Source organism: Streptococcus sp. 1643 (assembly GCF_006228325.1).
Lineage (GTDB): Bacteria > Bacillota > Bacilli > Lactobacillales > Streptococcaceae > Streptococcus.
This window is the reverse complement of sequence record NZ_CP040231.1, coordinates 1,790,237-1,815,297: the sequence shown is the minus strand read 5'-3', so window position 1 is coordinate 1,815,297 and position 25,061 is coordinate 1,790,237. Positions and strand designations below refer to the sequence as shown.

The following is a 25,061-nucleotide window of genomic DNA, read 5'->3' as shown; positions in this document are numbered from 1 at the left end:
GAAATAAAATATGGATATCAAATCAGAAGTTATCGAAATTATTGATGAGTTGTTTATGGAAGATGTTTCTGACATGATGGATGAGGACCTCTTTGATGCAGGTGTCTTGGATAGCATGGGAACGGTTGAATTGATTGTTGAGATTGAAAATCGTTTTGACATTCGTGTTCCAGTGACGGAGTTCGGTCGTGATGACTGGAATACGGCTAATAAAATCGTAGCAGGTATCACGGAGTTAAAGAATGCTTAAGCGTTTGTGGTTAATCTTTGGTCCACTGCTTCTTGCTAGTTTTCTTGTTTTCTTACTAATCTTTTTCTATCCAAGCAATCTAAGTCATAATTTGACTGAAGAAAAATATTCTGCAGCAGCGATTAGTTCGGAGAGCTTTAAAGAGAGAAGCCAAAAAGTGAGAGCCTTTACAGAACCCAATATGCGCTTTATCCCTTTTCTAGGGTCAAGTGAGTGGATCCGTTTTGATAGTATGCATCCAGCGGTCTTGGCAGAGAAGTATAGCCGTCCCTATCGTCCTTATTTTTTGGGTCAGGCAGGAGCAGCCTCTCTCAATCAGTATTTTGGTTTGCAGCAAATCTTGCCAGAAATTGAGGGAAAGCAGGCGGTGTTTGTCATCTCTCCTCAGTGGTTTACAGAGGAGGACTATGAGCCAGCATTCTTCCAAAACTACTTTAACAACGATCAGTTGACATCCTTTCTAGAAAATCAATCGGGAGATATAGGAGCCAAACATGCGGCTAAACGTCTCTTAAAGCAAAATCCAGGAGTCTCTATGAAGGGCATCGTTGAGAAGCTGTCAAAGGGTGAGGAATTATCAGAGATCGACCATGCTATTATCAAGGCTTTTGCACGTTTTAATGAGCGTCAGGCCTCTCTATTTGGGCAATTTTCCATTCGAGGAAAACTCAAGTACAAGGAACACGTGGAGAACTATTTAAAAGATCTTCCAGATCAATTTTCTTATGAAGAGTTAGAAAAAATTGCTCGAAAGGATGCAGAAGCCAATACCAATAATAACGATATGGGAATTGAAAATCAATTTTATAAGACTCAGGTGAAAGACTACCTAGAGAAGTATAAGGGCTATCAAAAAAATTACAATTTCCTCAAGTCGTCTGAATATAATGATTTGCAGTTGGTTCTCAATCAATTTGCAAAATCAAAGGTCAATGTCCTTTTTGTGATCCAGCCTGTCAATAAAAAATGGATGGCCCATACAGGGCTCAGCGAGGAAATGTACCAACATGCTGTGGAAAAAATTCGTTACCAGTTAGAAAGTCAAGGCTTTACCAACATTGCTGACTTTTCTAAAAAAGGCGGAGATCCCTACTTTGTTAAGGATACTATTCATATTGGCTGGTTGGGCTGGCTGGCTTTTGATAAGGTTGTCAATCCCTTCTTGACGGATCCAACTCCAGCTCCAGACTACCAGATGAATGACCGCTTCTTTAGCACGGACTGGGCGACCTATGATGGGAACATCAAAGATTTCCAATAAAATGAGTTAAAAGTTTGGGATTTGAATCCAAGCTTTTTTGTTTAAATGGCGAATATTTAAGATGCAAATAGGTCAAAAGTTTCAAAATTTTTAGAAATAGCGTATAATATAAAAGAGAAAAAGAAAGGGATTTTAAAATGAACAAACGTTCTTTGTTACCTGTCTTATCGACAGCCCTGTTAGCTCCAGCCTTCTTAGCTGGACAAGTATACGCTGAAGAAGCGACAACTCCTGCAGAAAGTTCAGCTGTCGTAGCGACTCCAGCTACGTCGGCGACTCCAGCTCCTGTTGAGAGCCCTGCGGTACCGGAAACTTCAGCAACTTCAGAAGCGGTTGCACCTGCAGAAACTCCGTCAGCTCCTGCTGAATCTACTAAAAGCGAAGAAAAGGACACCGTTATCTTACACACTAATGATGTCCATGGTCGTATTGTAGAGGAAAAGGGAGTAATTGGTGATGCTAAGTTAGCGACTGTCATTGAGCAGGAACGCGCGAAATCAAATCAAAATACTCTGGTTGTTGATGCGGGAGACGCTTTCCAAGGTTTACCGATTTCCAACTCTACAAAGGGTGAAGCACGCGCCGAAATTCTCAATCAGATGCAGTATGATGCCATGGCAGTAGGAAACCATGAGTTTGACTTTGGTTTAGACGAAGCTAAAAAATACAAGGAAATCTTGAAATTCCCATTACTTAGCTCAAATACCTATGTCAATGGTGCTCGTCTCTTTGAAGCTTCCACAATCGTTGATAAAGATAAGACTGTGGAAGGTGATGAGTTTGTTGTAATCGGTGTAACAACACCTGAAACAGCTACCAAAACTCACCCTAAAAATGTCAAAGGGGTAACCTTTACAGATCCAATCTCCGAGGTGAATAAGGTTATCGAAGAAGTTCAAGCCAAGGCACGTACAGAAGGCAAGGACTACAAACACTATGTTGTGCTGGCTCATTTGGGTGTGGATACCACAACTCCAGTCGAGTGGCGTGGTTCAACCTTGGCAGAAGCTCTATCTAAAAATCCTCGTTTGAAAGGGAAACGTGTAACAGTAATCGATGGTCACTCTCATACAGTAGAATCAACGACCTATGGAGATAATGTTACCTATAACCAGACGGGAAGCTACCTTCATAATGTAGGAAAAATCACCTACAAATCACGTCAGCTTTTGGGCAATCCAACTCAGATTCCGGCTGCTGATGCTAAAAAATTACCAGCCAATCCAACAGTTGAAAAACTAGTCAAAGACATTAAACAAAAATACGATGCTGAAAATGCTGTTGAAGTCGTTTCAAACAGCCCTGTAGAACTCAACGGAGATCGTGAAAATGTTCGGGTTCGTGAAACTAACCTCGGAAACGTCGTAGCAGACTCGCTCTATCAGTATGGTCAAACAGGATTTAGCCATCTGACTGACATCGCTGTGACAAATGGTGGTGGCTTGCGTGAAACTATTGCAAAAGGCAAACCGATTACGAAAGGAAATGTCATTGCGGTTCTTCCATTTGGAAATACCATCTCACAAATCCAAGTGACTGGGCAACAAGTATTGGATATGTTTGAAAAATCACTCGGATCTATCTTGCAGGTCGATAAGGATGGCAAGAAGGTCTTGGATGAGAACGGCCAACCATTGTTAGAGCCAAGTGGAGGCTTCTTACAAGTTTCAGGTGTGAAGGTCTACTATGATACCAACCTACCATCAGGCAAACGTGTCTTGGCTATCCAGGTTAAAAACCGTGCGACTGGTCGTTATGAACTACTGGACCTCGCCAAAACTTACTATCTTGCAACCAATGATTTCCTAGCTGCGGGTGGTGATGGCTACACTATGTTGGGTGGCGCGCGTGAAGAAGGTCCATCTATGGATGCAGCCTTTGAAGAGTATCTGAAAACCGCTGATTTGACCCAGTATGAAAAGATTAATCCGAACTCACGGACGATTTCTGTGGATTCTACAACTTTTATCTTACCTAGGAAAGACAATGATCAGATCAGTTCTGCTAACAAACAAGATTACAAGGATTTAGTGTCTTACTTGTTAGATGGGAAAATAAATTCTGATAAAAAACATCAACATATAGTAGAAGATGATACACAAATAGACCTTCGAACTAATCAAGGTCAAGAGATATCCGTGATAAAAGATGAAGTACAATCACATTCAACAGTTGGAGGAGAAACTGTTCAAGTATCGGATCAGACTACTAATGACTATACAAAGAAGGCAGTTGTCTCAGAAAAAGCTCTTCCAAATACAGGAAGTGAACAGTCCATCTTCTTGCTCTTGATGGGAATGGTAGCTGGTTTGGCAGGTATCTTATCGAGTCGAAAACCAAAGCAAAAATAGGTTAAATTTTACATCTAGAAGCGTCTAGGGAAACGTTTTTACGCCTTTTTCCCTTGACTCTTTTTTGGTTTATGATATAATTAACCAGTAAAGAATCGGTGGCTATCTCTATTTTTTACGAAAAAGATAGCTAGGGAAGGAGTAACACATGAGACAGCTTGCGCAGGAAATCGATAACTTTTTAAACGAGGTGATCTTGAGATCTGAGAACCAGCATGAAATTTTGATCGGGCATTGTACCAGTGATGTTGCCTTGACCAATACTCAGGAACACATCCTCATGCTCTTGTCAGAAGAATCCCTAACCAACTCGGAGTTGGCCCGTCGTCTTAACGTCAGTCAGGCGGCAGTGACCAAGGCTATCAAGTCTTTGGTCAAAGAGGGCATGTTAGAGACATCCAGAGATCCAAAGGATGCGCGTGTGATCTTTTATCAACTGACAGAGCTAGCTCGACCGGTGGCAGAGGAACACCACCATCATCATGAACACACGCTCTTAGCCTATGAACAAGTGGCAAGTCAGTTTACTCCAAATGAACAAGAAGTGATCCAGCGGTTTTTAACTGCTTTAGTAGGAGAAATCAAATAATGCGGTATATTACAGTAGAGGACTTGTCTTTCTATTATGACAAGGAACCTGTCCTCGAGCATATCAACTATAGTGTTGATAGTGGGGAGTTTGTCACCCTGACTGGTGAAAATGGAGCTGCCAAGACGACGCTGATCAAGGCTAGTCTAGGCATCTTGCAGCCAAGATTTGGCAAGGTAACCATCTCAAAGACAAATACTCATGGGAAAAAACTTAGGATAGCTTATCTCCCGCAGCAGATAGCTAGTTTTAATGCTGGCTTTCCGAGTACGGTTTATGAATTTGTCAAGTCGGGTCGCTATCCTCGAAAGGGTTGGTTCCGTCGTTTGAATGCCCATGATGAGGAGCATATCAAGGCTAGTCTAGACTCAGTTGGTATGTGGGAACACCGTGATAAACGGATTGGTTCCCTCTCTGGTGGGCAAAAACAACGGGCGGTTATTGCACGGATGTTTGCTTCTGACCCAGATATCTTTGTCCTAGATGAGCCGACGACAGGGATGGATGCGGGGAGCAAAAATGAATTTTACGAACTCATGCACCACAGTGCCCACCATCATGGTAAGGCCGTTTTGATGATTACCCATGATCCTGAGGAGGTCAAGGACTATGCGGATCGCAATATCCATCTAGTGCGCAATCAAGACTCGCCGTGGCGTTGTTTCAACGTTCACGAAAGTGACCAGGAGGTGGACCATGCTTAGTTTGTTATCTTATGACTTCATGCAGCGTGCCTTCTTGGCGGTCATTGCCATGAGTCTCTTTTCTCCAGTTCTTGGGACTTTCCTTATCTTACGTCGTCAGAGTTTGATGAGTGATACCCTCAGTCACGTTTCTCTATCAGGAGTAGCCTTTGGTCTGGTTTTGGGGATTTCTCCAACCATTTCAACCATTGTTATCGTCTTGATCGCAGCGGTCTTTTTGGAGTATCTCCGGACAGTCTATAAGAACTTTATGGAAATCGGAACTGCCATCCTCATGTCAACAGGACTTGCGGTGTCACTTATTGTCATGAGTAAGGGGAAAAGTTCGAGTTCCATGAGTTTGGACCAATATCTCTTTGGTTCGATTGTGACCATTAGCCAGGAGCAGGTGATTTTCCTCTTTGCCATTGCGGCGGTCGTTTTACTCTTGACTTTCTTATTCTTGCGACCAATGTATATCCTGACCTTTGATGAGGACACGGCCTTTGTGGATGGCTTACCCGTTCGTACCATGTCTATCCTCTTTAACATGGTGACAGGGGTGGCCATTGCCCTTATGATTCCAGCTGCAGGAGCCCTTTTGGTGTCGACCATTATGGTCTTGCCAGCTAGCATTGCCCTTCGTCTGGGGAAAAACTTCAAATCCGTTATGTTACTAGCCAGCGCTATTGGCTTTTTGGGAATGGTGGCAGGACTTTATATTTCCTACTATGCGGAAACACCTGCTAGCGCTAGTATCACCATTATCTTTGTAGCTGTCTTTTTGTTAGTCAGTCTACTGAAACGTTTTATCAAATAGGAGAATGAAATGAAAAAAATTAGCTTACTACTGGCTAGTCTATGTGCTCTGTTTTTAGTGGCTTGTTCCAATCAAAAACAGGCAGATGGGAAACTCAATATCGTGACAACCTTTTACCCTGTCTACGAATTTACCAAACAAGTCGCAGGAGATACTGCTAATGTAGAACTTCTCATCGGTGCTGGTACAGAACCCCATGAGTATGAACCGTCTGCCAAGGCAGTTGCCAAAATCCAAGACGCAGATACCTTTGTCTATGAAAATGAAAATATGGAAACTTGGGTTCCAAAATTGCTAGAATCCTTGGATAAGAAAAAGGTGAAAACCATCAAGGCGACAGGCGATATGCTCCTCTTGCCAGGTGGTGAGGAAGAAGAGGAAGGGCATGATCATGGTGGTGAAGGTCACCATCACGACTACGATCCCCACGTTTGGCTTTCACCAGCACGCGCCATCAAACTGGTAGAGCATATCCGTGACAGCTTGTCAGCAGATTATCCTGATAAAAAAGAGACTTTTGAGAAGAATGCGGCTGCCTATATCGTAAAATTGCAAGCATTGGATAAGGCCTACACAGATGGCTTGTCTCAAGCCAAACAAAAGAGCTTTGTGACCCAGCACGCTGCCTTTAACTACCTTGCCTTGGACTACGGTCTCAAGCAAGTATCCATCTCAGGTCTCTCACCAGATGCAGAGCCATCAGCAGCACGTTTGGCAGAGTTGACAGAGTATATCAAGAAAAACAAGATTTCTTATATCTACTTTGAGGAAAATGCCTCACAAGCCCTAGCTAATACACTCTCAAAAGAAACAGGTGTCAAACTAGACGTGCTCAATCCGCTAGAAAGTCTGACAGAAGAAGCAACCAAGGCTGGTGAGGACTATATCTCCGTGATGGAGAAAAACCTCAAAGCTTTGAAACAGACAACGGACCAAGAAGGACCAGAAATCGAGCCAGAGAAGGAAGAAAACACCAAGACAGTTCACAATGGTTACTTTGAGGATGCAGATGTCAAAGATCGTACCTTGAGTGACTATGTTGGCAACTGGCAGTCGGTCTATCCTTTCCTTGAGGATGGAAATTTTGATCAAGTCTTTGACTACAAGGCTAAGTTGACTGGCAAGATGACCAAGGATGAGTACAAGGCCTACTATAGAAAAGGCTATCAGACAGATGTGACCAAAATCAACATCACGGACAACACTATGGAATTTGTTCAAGGTGGCCAAAGCAAGAAATTCACCTACAAGTATGTCGGCAAGAAAATCTTGACATATAAGAAAGGCAATCGTGGTGTGCGCTTCCTCTTTGAAGCGACAGATGCGGACGCTGGACAGTTCAAGTATGTTCAGTTTAGTGACCACAATATCGCTCCAGTTAAGGCAGAACATTTCCATATCTTCTTTGGAGGTACTAGCCAAGAAGCCCTCTTTGAAGAGATGGATAACTGGCCAACCTACTATCCAGATAACCTATCTGGCCAAGAAATCGCCCAAGAAATGTTGGCGCATTGATGCAAGAGAGAATCCCGCAAATCTGCGGGATTTTTTGCTAGAAACGATTAGGTTGTTAGGTATTATAGTATCACAGATGTACTGTTCACAATGTGATAAAGAAGTCATTTTCTATTGGCTGATTCTCACTAGCTGAAGAATGTAAAAGCTACGATTGTACAAATTATAGAATCTTTTCAGGGGATTTAGGAAGGAATCTTAGTCATATTGACGCTGCTATCGCTTTTTGTTATAGTCAAAGAGAGAGCAGTCTGGAAGCATAGTTTATTCACAGTCTGTGGATAAGTCTAGAAGGAAATGATATACAACTCAGGGAGTTGAAGTATCCTGATAATAGTTCCGTATATTAGCAACTTGCTAGAGAGATAGTAGAAATCCTAGTACAGAGCCATTTGACAAAGGTGTGTTTAGCGTGAAGGCTTCCAAGTCTAAGAGCTGGATTCTGGAGAAACTAGTTTTTAGGAATGTTTTCTTATCCACAAGTTGTGGATAACTTTGTAAACAAGAGAAAGAGATACGAGATGATGACGAAAATAAAACCGCATGGACCATTACCAAGTCAGGCCCAGCTGGATTATTTAGAGGATGAACTAGCTGCTTTTATCCATTTTGGCCCCAATACCTTTTATGACCAGGAATGGGGAAGTGGGCAAGAGGATCCCAAGCGTTTTAACCCGGCCAAGTTGGATGCGCGTGAATGGGTTCGAGTGCTCAAAGAAACAGGTTTTAAAAAGCTGATTTTGGTGGTGAAGCACCACGATGGCTTTGTCCTCTACCCGACAGCACATACAGATTATTCGGTCAAGGCTAGCTCTTGGAGGGATGGAAAGGGGGACTTGCTCCTTGAGGTTTCCCAAGCTGTGACTGAGTTTGATATGGATATGGGAGTGTATTTGTCTCCTTGGGATGCTCACAGTCCCCTCTATCACGTGGACCGAGAAGCGGATTACAATGCCTACTATCTGGCTCAATTGAAGGAAATTTTATCAAATCCTGCCTATGGGAATGTCGGTAAGTTCACTGAGGTGTGGATGGATGGTGCTCGAGGCGAAGGGGCCCAGAAAGTCAACTATGAGTTTGAGACTTGGTTTGAAACCATTCGTGACTTGCAGGGCGATTGTTTGATTTTCTCAACTGAAGGGACCAGTATTCGCTGGATTGGAAATGAACGAGGCTATGCAGGGGATCCCTTGTGGCAAAAAGTCAAGCCAGACCAGTTGGGGACAGAGGCGGAATTAGATTATCTACAGCACGGAGACCCCTTTGGGACGCTATTTTCAATCGGTGAGGCAGATGTTTCTCTTCGGCCGGGCTGGTTTTACCATGAGGATCAGGATCCCAAGTCTCTCGAGGAGTTGGTCGAAATCTACTTTCACTCAGTAGGGCGGGGTACACCTCTCTTACTCAATATTCCGCCAAACCAAGATGGACTCTTTGACGAAAAGGATATCCAGCGTCTCTATGAATTTGCTGCCTACCGTGACACACTCTATAGGGAAGATTTAGCTCTGGGAGCCAAGGTATCTGGCCCTGCTCTATCACCAGACTTTGCTTGTCATCATCTGACAGATGGACTGGAGGCTAGTTCTTGGGCAAGTGATGCAGAGTTGCCAATCCAGTTAGAGCTCGATTTAGAGTCACCTAAAACTTTTGATGTGATCGAGCTGAGGGAAGATTTGAATCTAGGACAACGCATCGCTGCTTTCCATGTTCAGGTAGAGTTGGATGGTGTCTGGCAGGAGTTTGGATCAGGATTTACAGTGGGCTATAAACGCCTTTTGCGAGGATCCATGGTAGAGGCTCAGAAGGTGCGTGTAATCATCACAGAGGCACAGGATTTGCCAGTATTAACTAAGATTTCACTCTATAAAACACCTAGCTTGTCAAAAAAAGAAGCTGTTCAGCAACTAGAGTTTTCAGAAAAAAGTCTAGTTGTGATTAAGGGAGAAAATGTCCACTTTACAGTTAAGCGGAGAGAATCTAGCAGTCCTTTAGAAGCTAAGATTTCGATTCAACCAGGGACAGGTGTGCATGGTGTCGCCTATCGGGACGAGATTCAAGTCCTTACGTTTCAAGCTGGTGAGACTGAAAAAAGGCTAACACTACCAACCTTGTATTTTGCAGGAGATAAAAGCTTAGATTTTTATCTGAATTTGACAGTAGATGGTCAGCTGGTTGACCAGCTTCAGGTCCAAATTTCATAAAAGAAGAACCTTTGCGCGATGCAAAGGTTCTTTTGGTTAGGAGTGATTTGGTAGCCAGCTGAGGGTGAAGGTCAGTTGCTCAGCTTTCAAGAGGTCTTGGTGTTGAATGCTAGATACTATGGTCTTGTCCAATCGGCATTCTTTGACAAAATTGAAGTGGCTGTGGTTTTGTTCAGCGTGGATATCTAACCATTTATTTTCCTTAGCTAGATAGACACGCAGATGGTCAAAGAGAGGGATTCCGAGGTCGTAGCTGGGTTTGCCTGGACAGGTCGGGTAGAATCCAAGAGCTGACCAGATGTACCAAGCAGAGAGACTGCCATTGTCCTCATCGCCAGGATAGGCTTGCCAGCTTGGGTGAAAGGCTTTCTGACGGAGCGTCTTGATGAGTAGAGCAGTGTAGTCTGGGTAGTTGCTGTAGCGAAAGAAATATGGAATATGGAAGCTAGGCTGGTTAGAGATGGCGACTTGTCCAAAGGGAGCTGTTGCCATCTCGCTCATTTCATGAATCTCGTAACCATAGCCGGTGGTTTCAAAGAGAGGAGCGTCCTGACAGGCTTTCAAAAGATAATTGCTGAAGGCTTCTTTTCCACCCATAAGCTGGATTAAGCCTGGGATGTTATGGAGGACGCCTAAAGTCGCTTGAATGGCAGAGCATTCGGCGTAGTCGCGTCCCCAACTATAGGGAGAGAAGTCAGGGCGGAAGTTTCCTTGGCTGTCTCGGGCTCGCATGTAACCTGTCTCAGCGTCAAATAGATGGCGGTAATTTTGTGACGCAGTTCTATAAGTTTCCGCGATGTCATTCTGACCAAGCTTTTCGGCACAGCTGGCGATACAAAAGTCACTATAGGCGTAGTCTAGGGTGTGGCTGACGCTTTCGTGGTGGTCGGTAGAGAGGTAGCCCAGTTCTTGGTATTGGGCTAGTCCGTGGAGGCCATTGATGCCGAGAGGGTCGGACTTGCTGGCTGTTTCAAGCATGGCCTGGAGGAGTTCTTCTTCTAGGTCGGGGGCCATGTCCTTGCAGGCGCTATCTGCGATAATGCCGTCCAATAGAGTACCAGGCATCATACCACGTTCATCTGGGGCTAGCCATTTTGGAAGGAATCCAGTATCGCGGTAGCTATTGAGGAAACCTTCTAGAAAGCGGTGATAGTGTTCTGGTATGATAAGGGCAAAGAGGGGGAAGGTGGTGCGGAAGGTATCCCAGAAACCATTGTTGCTAAAGAGGACACCGGGCTTGACAGTACCAGTAGCCAGGTCCATGTGGATGGATTGCCCTGATTCATCAACCTCATAAAAAGTCTGTGGGAAGAGGAAGAGTCTGTAAAGGCAGTGGTCAAAGAAGGTCCGGTCGGTTTCCCCTGTCTCCACGATATCAAAACGGTGGAGGAGATTTTCCCAGTTTGCTTGGGCATTTGCTTTACAGCTATCGAAGTCCGTTTGAGGTAGATTGAGCAGCGCTTGAGAAGGAGAAATAAAGGAAGTCGCTAGTTGAATCTCGGCATGGCTATCTGCGAAGTCAATCCGCCAGTCTCCGCTTTCTTGGTTGACAGCAAGAATATCCGTATTTATTTGTAGGGCGGTGAAGAGTATCAGTGGATTTTTATTGGTCTCTGTTTTGCCTTCTTGTCTTAGGGACAGAGTCCGCTTATCTACCTGCTCCACTGTCAGTTCATCTGCTGCGTGAAGATAGAGGGCGAGGGCTTTGCCTTGCTTTTGCTCTAGGCGCATAGAAGCGCCATAGCAAGTCGGTGTGAGCTGGGTTTCAATCTGATAGCGCAGAGAAAAGAGTTTCAAATAGTGAGGCTGGAAGCAAGCTTTATCTATATCATAAGAAGACTGGCGGTGAAAGAGACTGTCTCCCCCAAGCTGACCTGTGACAGGTGTCAGAAGGAGCCACGAGTAGTCCCCAATCCAAGGGCTGGGCTGGTGGGTTAAGCGAATCCCCTGAAAGATGGGCAGATGCGGATCGAAGAACCAAGCTCCCTCCTGGTCACTGGTCTGGGGCACAAAATAATTCATCCCAAAAGGCACGCCCGTGTAGGGCAGGGTATTTCCCCGAGAGAAGGCATGCTTGCTAGCAGTCCCAAAGCGGGTATCGATGGTTTCAAGTAGTGGTTTCATGGTATTTCCTTTAGCTGTTTTTCTACATTATATCAGAAAAATGAGGCCTTTAGATATGGGGTTCGAAAGTAAGCAATTTTGTAGAAAAATGACTATCATTTGTGTATGTATTTTCTGTCTCAAAAACTATATACTGAACATGAAACTTGTTTGAAAGAGGAAACTGCACGATGATTTATTCGAAAGAAATTGTTAGAAAATGGCTGGATGAAGTAGCGGAGCGGGCTAAGGACCATCCGGAGTGGGTGGATGTCTTCGAGCGTTGCTATACAGACACCTTGGACAATACGGTCGAGATTCTAGAAGATGGCTCAACTTTTGTCTTGACAGGGGATATTCCTGCTATGTGGCTTCGGGATTCGACAGCCCAACTCAGACCCTACCTGCACGTGGCTAAAAGAGATCCTCTCTTGCGTCAGACCATTGCAGGTTTGGTCAAGCGTCAGATGACTTTGGTGCTCAAGGATCCTTATGCCAATTCCTTCAATATTGAGGAAAACTGGAAGGGGCACCATGAGACTGATCACACAGAGCTTAATGGCTGGATTTGGGAACGCAAGTACGAGGTGGATTCGCTTTGCTATCCTTTGCAGCTGGCTTATCTCCTTTGGAAAGAGACTGGCGAGACCAGTCAGTTTGATGAGACTTTTGTCGCAGCGACCAAGGAAATTCTTCATCTTTGGACAGTGGAACAAGACCACAAGAACTCTCCTTATCGTTTTGTCCGTGATACGGACCGCAAGGAAGATACTCTGGTAAATGATGGCTTTGGACCTGCCTTTGCAGTGACAGGTATGACCTGGTCAGCCTTTCGTCCGAGTGATGACTGCTGCCAGTATAGCTATTTGATTCCGTCCAATATGTTTGCTGTAGTGGTCTTGGGTTATGTTCAAGAAATCTTTGCAGAACTGGATCTAGCTGATAACCAAAACATCGTGGCAGACGCTAAACGCCTGCAAGCTGAAATCCAAGAAGGCATCGAAAATTACGCTTACACAACTAACAGCAAGGGTGAAAAGATTTACGCCTTTGAAGTGGATGGTTTAGGAAATGCCAGCATCATGGACGATCCAAATGTACCAAGTTTGTTGGCGGCGCCTTATCTGGGCTATTGCGACATTGAAGACGAAGTGTATCAAGCTACACGCCGCACTATTCTGAGCCCTGAAAATCCATATTTCTACCAAGGGAAATACGCTAGTGGCCTAGGAAGTTCTCATACCTTCTATCGCTATATCTGGCCCATTGCCCTTTCTATCCAAGGCTTGACAACAAGAGATAAGGCAGAGAAGAAATTCTTGCTGGACCAGCTGGTTGCCTGCGATGGTGGAACCGGTGTGATGCACGAAAGCTTCCACGTAGACGATCCGACTCTCTACTCTCGTGAATGGTTCTCCTGGGCCAACATGATGTTCTGCGAGTTAGTCTTGGATTACTTGGATATCCGCTAATACTCTTCAAAAATCTCTTCAAACCACGTCAGCTTCGCCTTGCCGTACTCAAGTACAGCCTGCGGCTAGCTTCCTAGTTTGCTTTTTGATTTTCATTGAGTATAAGGAGCTCGCTTTAGTTTCACCGATTCTTGTCAGAATCACACCTTTACATTTAAAACGTTAAAATTTAAGTTAGAATGAGGTTTTACTCATGGAAAATGTTGTTGTACATATTATCTCACATAGTCACTGGGATCGTGAGTGGTACTTGCCTTTTGAAAGCCACCGTATGCAGTTGGTGGAATTATTTGACAATCTCTTTGAGCTCTTTGAAAATGACCCTGAGTTCAAGAGTTTCCACTTAGATGGACAAACCATTGTCCTCGATGACTATTTGGAAATTCGTCCTGAAAATCGCGATAAGGTTCAAGGTTACATCGACCAAGGCAAACTTAAAATTGGTCCCTTTTACATCTTGCAGGATGACTACTTGATTTCTAGCGAAGCCAACGTCCGCAATACCTTGATTGGTCAAGCAGAATGTGCAAAATGGGGCAAATCCACTCAGATTGGTTACTTCCCAGATACCTTTGGAAATATGGGACAAGCTCCCCAAATCCTTCAAAAATCAGGCATTCACGTGGCAGCCTTTGGCCGTGGTGTGAAGCCGATTGGATTTGACAACCAAGTTCTCGAAGATGAGCAGTTTACTTCCCAGTTTTCAGAAATGTACTGGCAGGGCGCGGACGGAAGTCGTGTTCTCGGTATCCTCTTTGCCAACTGGTATAGTAATGGGAATGAAATCCCAGTTGATAAGGACGAAGCCTTGGCCTTTTGGAAACAAAAATTGTCAGACGTGCGTGACTATGCTTCGACCAACCAATGGTTGATGATGAACGGATGTGATCACCAGCCTGTACAGCGAAATCTGAGTGAAGCCATTCGTGTGGCAAATGAACTCTTCCCAGATGTGACCTTTGTGCATAGTTCATTTGACGACTATATCCACGCAGTAGAAAGTGCTCTGCCGGAGCAACTATCTACGGTTACAGGTGAGTTGACCAGTCAAGAAACAGATGGCTGGTACACACTTGCCAATACTTCTTCATCCCGTATTTACCTTAAACAAGCTTTCCAAAAAAACAGTAACTTGCTAGAACAAGTGGTGGAACCATTGACGGTCATCACTGGCGGCCACAACCACAAGGACCAGTTGACCTATGCTTGGAAAGTCCTTCTACAAAATGCACCCCATGATAGTATCTGTGGCTGTAGTGTGGACGAGGTTCACCGTGAGATGGAGACACGTTTTGCTAAGGTCAATCAAGTCGGAAACTTTGTGAAAACTAACCTTCTCAACGAGTGGAAGGGTAAAATTGCAACTCAGGAAGCTCAAAACGACCATCTCTTTACGGTTATCAATACAGGCTTGCATGACAAGGTTGATACTGTCAGCACAGTGATTGATGTGGCGACTTGTGATTTCAAAGAATTGCACCCAACAGAAGGCTATAAGAAGATGGCAGCCTTGACCTTGCCAAACTACCGTGTCGAAGACTTGGAAGGACATGCTGTAGAAGCGAAAATCGAAGATTTGGGAGCTAATTTTGAGTATGATTTACCAAAAGACAAGTTCCGTCAGGCTCGTATCGCTCGACAAGTGCGCGTGACAGTGCCGGTTCATCTGGCACCACTTTCTTGGACAACCTTCCAATTGCTTGAAGGAGAACAAGAACACCGTGACGGTATTTACCAAAATGGAGTGATTGATACGCCATTTGTAACGGTAAGTGTGGATGAAAACATCACAGTCTACGACAAGACAACTCATGAAGCTTATGAAGATGTTGTTCGCTTTGAAGACCGTGGTGACATCGGAAATGAGTACATCTACTTCCAACCAAAAGGAACAGAACCTATCTACGCCGAGCTGAAAGGCTATGAAGTTTTGGAAAATACAGCTCGTTTTGCCAAGATTTTGCTCAAGCATGAATTGACAATTCCAGTAAGTGCAGACGAAAAATTGGATGCAGAACAAAGAGGCATCATCGAGTTTATGACGCGTGAAGCTGGGCGCTCAGAAGAATTGACAAGCATTCTTCTTGAAACAGAGATGACCGTCTTTGTTGACAATCCACAAATTCGTTTCAAGACTCGCTTTACTAACACAGCCAAGGACCACCGTATCCGTCTCTTGGTTAAGACTCATAACACTCGTCCAAGCAATGACTCTGAAAGTATCTATGAGGTGGTGACAAGACCAAACAAACCAGCTGCTTCTTGGGAAAATCCTGAAAATCCACAACACCAACAAGCCTTTGTCAGCCTTTATGATGATGAAAAAGGGGTGACGGTGGCTAATAAAGGACTGCACGAGTATGAAATCCTTGGAGATGACACTATTGCAGTGACCATTCTTCGTGCCTCAGGTGAGTTAGGAGACTGGGGTTACTTCCCAACACCAGAGGCTCAGTGCTTGCGCGAGTTTGAAGTCGAGTTTGCTCTGGAATGCCACCAAGCAGGGGAACGCTTCTCAGCTTTCCGTCGTGCCAAAGCCTTTCAAACACCATTCACTAGTCTTCAGGTCGCTAAACAAGAAGGAAGTGTGGCAGCGACTGGCAGCCTCTTGAGCCATGCGGCGCTCAGCTTACCACAAGTCTGCCCGACAGCCTTTAAGGTAGCTGAAAATGAAGAAGGATATGTTTTCCGTTACTACAATATGAGCCAAGAAAATGTGCGCATATCTGAACACCAACAAACCATTCTTGACTTACTTGAGCGACCATATCCAGTTCATTCAGGACTCTTAGCACCACAAGAAATTCGCACAGAATTGATCAAAAAAGAAGACATTTAACAGTTTTAAAGTGTTTGATAACTAATACTATGAGATAGAAAGGAGGGGCGAAAGAGTAAGGACTAACTACTGATTCGCCCCTTTTTATGGGAAGAACAATGACCATTGCAACGATTGATATCGGAGGGACTGGGATTAAGTTTGCCAGTCTGACTCCTGATGGGAAAATATTGGATAAGACAAGCATCCCAACTCCAGAAAGTTTGGAGGATCTACTAGCTTGGCTAGACCAACGCTTGTCAGAACAAGATTATAGTGGGATCGCCATGAGTGTTCCAGGCGCGGTCAATCAAGAAACAGGTGTGATTGAGGGAATCAGTGCCGTGCCTTATATTCATGGCTTTTCTTGGTATGAAGCTTTTGCTCATCATCAACTCCCTGTCCATCTAGAAAATGACGCCAACTGTGTTGGACTTAGTGAACTGCTGGCTCACCCAGAGATTGAAAATGCAGCCTGTGTCGTTATTGGGACAGGAATTGGCGGAGCTATGATTATCAATGGAAAACTTCACCGAGGTCGTCATGGCTTGGGAGGAGAGTTTGGCTATATGACAACCATTGCACCTGCTGAAAAACTCAACAACTGGTCGCTACTAGCCTCTACAGGAAACATGGTTCGCTACGTAATTGAAAAATCTGGTCAGACTGACTGGGATGGTCGCAAGATTTACCAAGAGGCCGCAGCAGGCAATGCTCTCTGTCAAGAAGCTATTTTGCGCATGAACCGCAATCTGGCGCAAGGTTTGCTCAATATTCAGTATCTGATTGATCCAGATGTCATTAGTCTGGGTGGCTCTATCAGCCAAAACCCTGATTTTATCCAAGGCGTCAGGAAGGCTGTCGATAACTTTGTCGAGACCTACGAAGAATACACGGTCGCACCAGTTATCCAGGCCTGCACCTATCACGCAGATGCCAATCTCTACGGTGCCCTTGTCAACTGGCTACAGGAGGAAAATCAATGGTAAGATTTACAGGACTTAGTCCCAAACAAACTCAGGCAATCGACTTGCTAACAAAGCATATCTCTTTACCAGATGTGGAAGTTGCAGTCGCTCAGTCTGACCAAGCCTCTATCTCTATCAAGGGTGAGGTAGGACACTATCAACTAACCTATCGCAAACCTCACCAACTCTATCGCGCCTTGTCCTTATTGGCAACAGCTCTGGAAGAAGGGGGTAAGGTCGAGATTGAGGAGCAGGCAGCTTATGAAGATTTGGCCTATATGGCAGACTGTTCTCGAAATGCAGTTTTGAATGTCGCTTCTGCCAAGCAGATGATTGAGGTTTTGGCACTCATGGGCTACTCAACATTTGAGCTTTACATGGAAGACACCTACCAGATTGAGGGGCGGCCTTATTTTGGTTACTTCCGTGGGGCTTATTCAGCTGAAGAGTTACAGGAAATCGAAGCCTACGCTCAGCAGTTTGACATGACCTTTGTGCCCTGCATTCAGACCTTGGCCCACTTGTCGGCCTTTGTCAAATGGGGTGTCAAGGAAGTGCAGGAACTTCGTGATGTAGAGGACATTCTCCTCATTGGAGAAGAAAAGGTTTATGACCTGATTGATGGCATGTTTGCCACTCTATCTAAACTGCAGACTCGCAAGGTCAATATCGGGATGGACGAAGCCCATTTGGTTGGTTTGGGGCGCTACCTCATTTTGAACGGTGTTGTGGACCGTAGTCTCCTCATGTGCCAACACTTGGAGCGCGTATTAGATATTGCTGACAAGTATGGTTTCCATTGTCAGATGTGGAGTGATATGTTCTTCAAACTCATGTCAGCGGATGGCCAGTACGATCGTGACGTGGAAATTCCAGAGGAAACGCGTGTCTACCTCGACCGACTTAAAGATCGTGTAACCTTGGTTTACTGGGATTATTATCAGGACAGCGAGGAAAAATACAACCGCAATTTCCGCAATCACCACAAGATTAGCCAAGATATTGCCTTTGCAGGTGGTGCTTGGAAGTGGATCGGTTTTACGCCCAACAACCATTTCAGCCGTCTCATCGCTGTAGAAGCCAACAAAGCCTGCCGCGCCAATGATATCAAAGAAGTGATTGTGACGGGTTGGGGGGACAATGGTGGAGAAACTGCTCAGCTCTCTATTCTACCAAGTCTGCAAATCTGGGCAGAACTCAGCTACCGCAATGACCTAGACCGTTTGTCTGCTCACTTCAAGACCAATACAGGTCTATCAGTTGAGGAATTCATGCAGATCGACCTAGCCAACCTCTTGCCAGACCTGCCAGATAATCTCAGTGGTATCAATCCCAACCGCTATGTCTTTTATCAGGATGTTCTCTGTCCGATTCTTGACAGACACATGACACCTGAACAGGACAAACCACACTTCGCTCAGGCAGCTGAGATTCTCTCTGACATTAAAGAAAAAGCTGGGAACTATGCTTATCTCTTTGAAACTCAGGCCCAGTTGAACCAGATTTTAAGCAGTAAAGTGGATGTGGGACGACGCATTCGTCAGGCCTACCAAGTAAACGATAAAGAAAGTCTGAGAGAAATCGCAAGACAAGAATTACCAAAACTTAGAAGCGAGATTGAAAACTTCCATGCCCTCTTTAGCCACCAATGGTTGAAAGAAAACAAGGTCTTTGGTTTGGATACAGTCGATATCCGTATGGGCGGACTCTTGCAACGTATCAAACGAGCAGAAAGCCGTATAGAGGCTTATCTGGCAGGGCAGATTGACTGCATCGACGAGCTAGAAGTTGAAATCCTACCATTTACTGACTTCTACGCAGACAAGGACTTTGCAGCCACAACAGCCAACCAGTGGCATACCATTGCGACAGCTTCAACGATTTATACGACTTAATACTCTTCGAAAATCTCTTCAAACCACGTCAGCTTCGCCTTGCCGTATAGATGTTACTGACTTCGTCAGTTCTATCTGCAACCTCAAAGCAGTGCTTTGAGCAGCCTGTGGCTAGCTTCCTAGTTTGCTCTTTGATTTTCATTGAGTATAAAAACAAGAACCGTGTCCCTTGTTCAGAGTGTTCCTCGTGAAACCTATTTCTTATAAAAAACTTCTCCACAAAAAATAATTTGTGGAGTTTTTTCTATAATTAGTAGTTTAACCTGACCTTCAAATAGGAGTATACTAATAATGTAATCGTTATCAAACCTAAAAATTCGATGAAATCAGTTTTTAGGAATAAAAAGGGAGGAAATTATGAAAAAGTTTTCAAAGACCTTGAGAGATAACTGGATCTTTCTCTTGATGGTTTTACCAGGGGCACTCTGGTTGATTCTATTCTTTTACATTCCAGTATTTGGGAATGTGGTCGCCTTTAAAGACTACCATATGACCAGTAATGGTTTCATAGATAGTATTGTGAATAGTAAATGGGTCGGGTTAGATAATTTCAGATTCTTGTTTAGTTCAAAAGATGCCTTTATCATCACTCGAAATACCGTTCTCTACAATCTTGGCTTTATCTTTATCGGTTTGATTGTATCAGTAGGGATTGCCATCATCCTCAGCGAGCTCCGCTCTAAGAGAATGGTTAAGATTTTCCAAACGTCTATGTTGTTCCCTTACTTCCTGTCATGGGTTATCATCAGTTTCTTTACAGATGCCTTCCTAAACATTGACAAAGGGGTCTTCAACCATTTCCTAACATCCATTGGCATGAAGGAAGTCAACTTCTACGCTGACTTAGGCATTTGGCCATACCTTCTCCTTTTCCTAGGTATTTGGAAAGGCTTTGGATATAGCAGTGTCATGTACTATGCGACGATCATGGGAATTGACCCAACCTACTACGAAGCAGCAACAGTGGACGGGGCTAGCAAGTGGCAACGTATTCGCAACGTAACCATTCCTCAGTTGATTCCGCTTGTAACAGTCTTGACCATCCTTGCAGTCGGAAATATCTTCCGTGCAGACTTTGGTCTCTTCTATCAAATCCCACACAATGCTGGTCAGCTTTACAATGTAACCAACGTTTTGGATGTATATGTCTTTAATGGTTTGACTCAGACAGCAGATATCGGTATGGCTTCAGCAGCCGGTCTTTACCAATCCGTAGTCGGTTTGATTCTGGTTATCCTATCAAACTTGCTTGCAAGACGAGTTGATCCAAACTCAGCTTTGTTCTAGAAAGGAGGAGAATATGGCAGAAAAGAAAATTAAAAAAGAAAAAATCGATAATGTCGGCATTCACTCCTTCAGTAAGAAAGCAGATATCTTCTTTAGTATTATCTCTGGTTTGATCGCTCTTTCTTGTATCTTACCCTTTATCTTCGTTATCATCATTTCGGTGACAGACGAAAAGAGCATCCTCCAGTATGGATATAGCTTTTTCCCTTCGAAGTTTGGTGTAGATGGATTCCAGTTCCTAGCTCAGTTTAAAGATAAGATCCTCCAAGCGCTCTTTATCTCAGTTTTTGTAACTGTAGTCGGAACAGTGACCAACGTCTTCATCACAACCACTTATGCCTACGCCATCTCACGGACAACCTTTAAGTACCGCAGATTCTTTACGATTTTCGCTCTTCTTAGTATGTTGTTCAATGCTGGTTTGGTACCAGGCTATATCGTGGTCACTCGCCTGCTTCAACTTGGTGATACCGTTTGGGCCTTGATTGTTCCAATGCTTCTCTCACCATTCAACATCATCTTGATGCGTTCCTTCTTCAAGAAGACCATTCCAGAAGCCATTCTCGAATCTGCTCGTATCGATGGTGCCAGTGAAGCTCGGATCTTCTTCCAGATTTGTTTGCCATTGTCACTTCCAGGTATCGCAACCATCACGCTTTTGACAGCTCTTGGTTTCTGGAACGACTGGTTCAACGCCCTTCTTTACATCAAGAGTGACAACTTGTATCCATTGCAATATTTGCTTATGCAAATCCAGCAAAATATGGACTACATTGCAAAAGCAGTCGGCCTATCTGGCCAACTGGGAGTTGCTCTACCAAAAGAAACAGGTCGTATGGCCATGGTTGTGGTTGCAACCCTTCCAATCGCGATTCTGTATCCATTCTTCCAACGCTACTTTGTTAAAGGTTTGACGATCGGTGGTGTGAAAGAATAGCACTTGCTGAGAAACACCGTTTCTCCCTTCCCAACTTCATCATAGCGATTGAAGTTAAAAATCATTAAATCGTTTATAAGTTTAAAAATAAAAAAAGGAGTTTTTATCATGAAAAACTGGAAAAAATATGCTTTTGCATCTGCTAGCGTAGTCGCTTTGGCTGCTGGTCTTGCTGCTTGTGGAAACCTTACAGGTAACAACAAAAAAGCTGCAGATACTACTTCAGGTGAAAAACCTGTAATCAAAATGTACCAAATCGGTGACAAACCAGATAACTTGGATGAATTGCTAGAAAATGCAAACAAAATCATCGAAGAAAAAGTCGGTGCTAAATTGGATATCCAATACCTTGGATGGGGTGACTATGATAAGAAAATGTCTGTTATCACATCATCTGGTGAAAACTATGATATCGCATTTGCGTCTAACTATGTCGTAAATGCTCAAAAAGGTGCTTATGCTGACTTGACTGAATTGTATAAAAAAGAAGGAGCAGAGCTTTACAAAGCACTTGACCCAGCTTACATCAAAGGGAACACTGTAAACGGTAAGATCTATGCAGTACCAGTTGCAGCTAACGTTGCATCATCTCAAAACTTTGCCTTCAACGGAACTCTTCTTGCTAAATACGGTATCGATATTTCAGGTGTAACTTCATACGAAACACTTGAGCCAGTCTTGAAACAAATCAAAGAAAAAGCTCCAGATGTAGTACCATTTGCGGTTACGAAGAACTTTATCCCATCTGATAACTTTGACTACCCAGTACCAAATGGACTTCCATTTGTTATCGACCTTGAAGGAGACACTACTAAGATTGTAAACCGTTACGAAGTACCTCGTTTCAAAGAACACTTGAAGACTCTTCACAAATTCTATGAAGAAGGATACATTCCAAAAGACGTAGCAACCAGCGACACTTCATTTGACCTTCAACAAGATACTTGGTTCGTTCGTGAAGAAACAGTAGGACCAGCTGACTATGGTAACAGCTTGCTCTCACGTGTTGCTAACAAAGATATCCAAATCAAACCAATCACTAACTTTATCAAGAAAAACCAAACAACACAAGTTGCTAACTTTGTCATTTCAAACAACTCTAAGAACAAAGAAAAATCAATGGAAGTGTTGAACCTCTTGAACACGAACCCAGAACTCTTGAACGGTCTTGTTTACGGTCCAGAAGGCAAGAACTGGGAAAAAATTCAAGGTAAAGAAAACCGTGTACGCGTCCTTGATGGCTACAAAGGAAATACTCACATGGGTGGATGGAACACTGGTAACAACTGGATTCTTTACATCAACGAAAACGTTACAGACCAACAAATCGAAGATTCTAAGAAACAATTGGCAGAAGCTAAAGAATCTCCAGCACTTGGATTCATCTTTAACACTGACAATGTGAAATCTGAAATCTCAGCAATTTCTAACACAATGCAACAATTTGATACAGCTATCAACACTGGTACTGTAGACCCAGATAAAGCTATTCCAGAATTGATGGAAAAATTGAAATCTGAAGGTGCCTACGAAAAAGTATTGAACGAAATGCAAAAACAATACGACGAATTCTTGAAAAACAAAAAATCATAAGAACGATTGATTTCGTGTATTCATTCCTAATTCCTAAAAATGTGATCACTGCCTTCCTTAGTTCTCTAGGGGAGGTAGTGATTTTTAGGATGTAAAAATGAAAAGAGTGGTTCTGAGGGTTTATACGATGTGATACACATACATCTATAGAGGATTTATTATGAAAAAATATCGTCTTCTTTTCAAAATGAGTGCTGTCTTCTCTTACCTATTTTTCGTATTTGGCCTTTCCCAGCTGACGCTTATTGTCCAAAACTATTGGTAATTTCTTCTGGATTCAAAATATCTTGAGTTTGCTATTTATCGGAGTCATGATTTGGATTCTGGTTAAGACAGGCCATGGTTATCTCTTTCGCATTCCAAGAGAAAAATGGCTTTGGTATTCGATTTTGACAGTATTAGTGGTAGTGCTCCAGATCTTTTTTAACGTTCAGACAGCTAAACATGTTCAGTCAACTGCTGAAGGTTGGGCTGTATTGATTGGTTATAGTGGGACTAACTTTGCAGAGCTAGGTATCTATATAGCCCTGTTCTTTCTGATTCCACTGATGGAAGAGTTAATCTATAGAGGATTACTGCAACACGCCTTTTTTAAAGATTCGAGATTTGCTCTTGATTTGCTTCTTCCTTCTATTTTATTTGCTCTCCCTCATTTTTCAAGCCTGCCTAGTCTGTTAGATATCTTCGTCTTTGCAACAGTTGGAATCATCTTTGCTGGTTTGACCCGCTATACCAAGAGCATTTATCCATCCTATGCGGTGCATGTTATCAATAATATCGTAGCAACATTGCCATTTTTGCTGACTTTTTTACATAGGGTGTTTGGGTAAAATACTGGCTGGAGAGTTAGGAATTATAGTTTTTCAATTTATAAGCGAATTTCAGGAGTGAAATGAGTATGACACCATTAAAATGGTTTGCTGGAGGAAGTGAAAGACGTTGTGAAGCCATGACGATCATTGATCATCTATTGGAAGATATAAAGGCTGCGCCTCAACTTACTCCCTTGAAAAATCAGTTAGTGATTTATCAAAAACGATTAGAGGATGATGGAATCTCTACTCCATTTATTCTGAGCCAAATGAACATTGACATCTCACGTGTGTTGATTGAAAATAAGCTGGGTTTGTCAGAAAGTCAAGCTAAGCAAGTCAAAAAATTGAGAGAATTATCTGCGATTCGGTATGGTTACTGATGAAGTACAGTGGCAGGTCTCTCTATATAATTTCCGGTCAAATAAATTGCATTCGTTTTCCCAAGTGGGTATACTAGAATAGTTGAATGAAAAATTCTGAAAATTTAAGAATAGAAAAGAGAACAAATCTTATGGCAAAAGATATTCGTGTCTTACTTTACTACCTCTATACTCCAATTGAAAATGCAGAGCAATTTGCGGCAGATCACTTGGCTTTCTGTAAATCAATCGGTCTCAAAGGCCGTATCCTAGTCGCTGACGAGGGGATTAACGGGACTGTTTCAGGTGATTACGAAACAACTCAAAAATACATGGACTACGTTCACAGCCTCCCAGGAATGGAAGACCTCTGGTTCAAGATTGACGAAGAAAATGAACAAGCCTTCAAGAAGATGTTTGTTCGCTACAAGAAAGAAATTGTCCACCTTGGTTTGGAAGACAACGATTTTGACAACGACATCAACCCACTTGAAACGACGGGTGCTTACTTGTCTCCAAAAGAGTTCAAAGAGGCCCTTCTTGACGAAGATACAGTGGTCCTTGACACACGTAACGATTATGAGTACGACCTAGGACACTTCCGTGGGGCTATCCGCCCAGACATCCGCAACTTCCGTGAGTTGCCACAATGGGTTCGTGACAACAAGGAAAAATTCATGGACAAGCGTGTCGTGGTTTACTGTACAGGTGGGGTTCGCTGTGAGAAATTCTCAGGCTGGATGGTCCGTGAAGGCTACAAAGATGTTGGTCAATTGCACGGAGGAATCGCAACTTACGGTAAAGACCCAGAAGTTCAAGGCGAGCTTTGGGATGGGAAAATGTACGTCTTTGACGAGCGTATCGCCGTCGATGTCAACCATGTTAACCCAACCATCGTAGGGAAAGACTGGTTTGATGGAACACCATGTGAACGTTATGTCAACTGTGGCAATCCCTTCTGTAACCGTCGTATCTTGACATCAGAAGAAAATGAAGACAAGTACCTTCGTGGATGCTCACACGAGTGCCGTGTTCACCCACGAAACCGCTATGTTGCTGAAAATGAATTGACACAAGCAGAAGTGGTGGAGCGCTTAGCTGCTATCGGTGAAAGCTTGGAAACAGTGGTAGCTCAGTAATA

18 protein-coding genes and 1 pseudogene are annotated in these 25,061 nt (G+C 43.6%); 18 read left to right on the top strand and 1 reads right to left on the bottom strand.

The genetic code is table 11. The features are described from left to right. Positions 1-10 precede the first annotated feature (10 nt). From dltC to FD735_RS09335, 8 genes are all read left to right on the top strand, one after another. Complete coding sequence (gene dltC, locus FD735_RS09370; RefSeq protein WP_000351968.1) at positions 11-250, top strand: D-alanine--poly(phosphoribitol) ligase subunit DltC; 240 nt, start codon at positions 11-13, stop codon at positions 248-250. Beyond that, on the top strand, positions 243-1,511 hold the full coding sequence (dltD, locus tag FD735_RS09365) for a D-alanyl-lipoteichoic acid biosynthesis protein DltD (RefSeq protein ID WP_139659043.1): 1,269 nt from the start codon (positions 243-245) through the stop codon (positions 1,509-1,511). Before dltC ends, dltD begins: the two co-directional genes overlap by 8 nt. Before the next feature lie 137 nt (positions 1,512-1,648). After that, positions 1,649-3,862 carry a cell surface ecto-5'-nucleotidase Nt5e gene (gene nt5e, locus FD735_RS09360; protein WP_139659042.1) on the top strand — a complete coding sequence of 738 codons (2,214 nt, stop codon included), beginning with the start codon at positions 1,649-1,651 and terminating at the stop codon, positions 3,860-3,862. Positions 3,863-4,010: 148 nt separating this feature from the next. Then, complete coding sequence (adcR, locus tag FD735_RS09355; protein WP_001249328.1) at positions 4,011-4,451, top strand: zinc-dependent transcriptional regulator AdcR; 441 nt, start codon at positions 4,011-4,013, stop codon at positions 4,449-4,451. After that, positions 4,451-5,155 carry a metal ABC transporter ATP-binding protein gene (locus FD735_RS09350; RefSeq protein WP_001269482.1) on the top strand — a complete coding sequence of 235 codons (705 nt, stop codon included), beginning with the start codon at positions 4,451-4,453 and terminating at the stop codon, positions 5,153-5,155. The genes adcR and FD735_RS09350 overlap by 1 nt, the downstream gene beginning before the upstream one ends. After that, positions 5,148-5,954, top strand: a complete 807-nt coding sequence (locus tag FD735_RS09345; RefSeq protein WP_139659041.1) for a metal ABC transporter permease — start codon at positions 5,148-5,150, stop codon at positions 5,952-5,954. Before FD735_RS09350 ends, FD735_RS09345 begins: the two co-directional genes overlap by 8 nt. A gap of 9 nt (positions 5,955-5,963) precedes the next feature. Next, positions 5,964-7,469: a zinc ABC transporter substrate-binding protein AdcA gene (locus tag FD735_RS09340; protein ID WP_139659040.1), complete on the top strand. Its 1,506-nt coding sequence runs from the start codon at positions 5,964-5,966 to the stop codon at positions 7,467-7,469. A gap of 524 nt (positions 7,470-7,993) precedes the next feature. Next, complete coding sequence (locus FD735_RS09335; protein ID WP_176553077.1) at positions 7,994-9,673, top strand: alpha-L-fucosidase; 1,680 nt, start codon at positions 7,994-7,996, stop codon at positions 9,671-9,673. Between the two features lie 36 nt (positions 9,674-9,709). On the opposite strand, the gene FD735_RS09330 is transcribed toward FD735_RS09335, so the two are convergent. Next, the gene (locus tag FD735_RS09330) at positions 9,710-11,797 is read right to left on the bottom strand and encodes a GH92 family glycosyl hydrolase (RefSeq protein WP_139659038.1); all 2,088 of its coding nucleotides are present in this window, start codon (positions 11,795-11,797) and stop codon (positions 9,710-9,712) included. Between the two features lie 170 nt (positions 11,798-11,967). On the opposite strand from FD735_RS09330, the gene FD735_RS09325 reads away from it, so the two are divergent. The 10 genes and pseudogenes from FD735_RS09325 (at position 11,968) to FD735_RS09280 (ending at position 25,059) form a co-directional block, all read left to right on the top strand. Further along, the gene (locus FD735_RS09325) at positions 11,968-13,248 is read left to right on the top strand and encodes a glycoside hydrolase family 125 protein (protein ID WP_049504571.1); all 1,281 of its coding nucleotides are present in this window, start codon (positions 11,968-11,970) and stop codon (positions 13,246-13,248) included. 193 nt (positions 13,249-13,441) lie between these two features. Continuing rightward, positions 13,442-16,087: an alpha-mannosidase gene (locus tag FD735_RS09320; protein WP_139659037.1), complete on the top strand. Its 2,646-nt coding sequence runs from the start codon at positions 13,442-13,444 to the stop codon at positions 16,085-16,087. A gap of 98 nt (positions 16,088-16,185) precedes the next feature. Further along, positions 16,186-17,055, top strand: a complete 870-nt coding sequence (locus FD735_RS09315; protein WP_176553076.1) for an ROK family protein — start codon at positions 16,186-16,188, stop codon at positions 17,053-17,055. Then, on the top strand, positions 17,049-18,929 hold the full coding sequence (locus FD735_RS09310) for a beta-N-acetylhexosaminidase (RefSeq protein WP_139659035.1): 1,881 nt from the start codon (positions 17,049-17,051) through the stop codon (positions 18,927-18,929). Before FD735_RS09315 ends, FD735_RS09310 begins: the two co-directional genes overlap by 7 nt. 357 nt (positions 18,930-19,286) lie before the next feature. Beyond that, positions 19,287-20,216: a sugar ABC transporter permease gene (locus FD735_RS09305; RefSeq protein WP_139659034.1), complete on the top strand. Its 930-nt coding sequence runs from the start codon at positions 19,287-19,289 to the stop codon at positions 20,214-20,216. 13 nt (positions 20,217-20,229) lie between these two features. Continuing rightward, positions 20,230-21,153, top strand: coding sequence for a carbohydrate ABC transporter permease (locus FD735_RS09300; protein ID WP_000818344.1), 924 nt, complete (start codon positions 20,230-20,232; stop codon positions 21,151-21,153). A gap of 108 nt (positions 21,154-21,261) precedes the next feature. After that, complete coding sequence (locus FD735_RS09295; protein WP_084939959.1) at positions 21,262-22,746, top strand: ABC transporter substrate-binding protein; 1,485 nt, start codon at positions 21,262-21,264, stop codon at positions 22,744-22,746. A gap of 160 nt (positions 22,747-22,906) precedes the next feature. Continuing rightward, positions 22,907-23,576, top strand: a pseudogene (locus FD735_RS09290) (lysostaphin resistance A-like protein). Positions 23,577-23,644: 68 nt separating this feature from the next. Continuing rightward, a complete protein-coding gene (locus tag FD735_RS09285) occupies positions 23,645-23,941 on the top strand; it encodes a bacteriocin immunity protein (protein WP_176553068.1) in 297 nt (98 codons plus the stop codon). Between the two features lie 131 nt (positions 23,942-24,072). Next, the gene (locus FD735_RS09280; protein WP_139659032.1) at positions 24,073-25,059 is read left to right on the top strand and encodes a rhodanese-related sulfurtransferase; all 987 of its coding nucleotides are present in this window, start codon (positions 24,073-24,075) and stop codon (positions 25,057-25,059) included. Positions 25,060-25,061 lie beyond the last annotated feature (2 nt).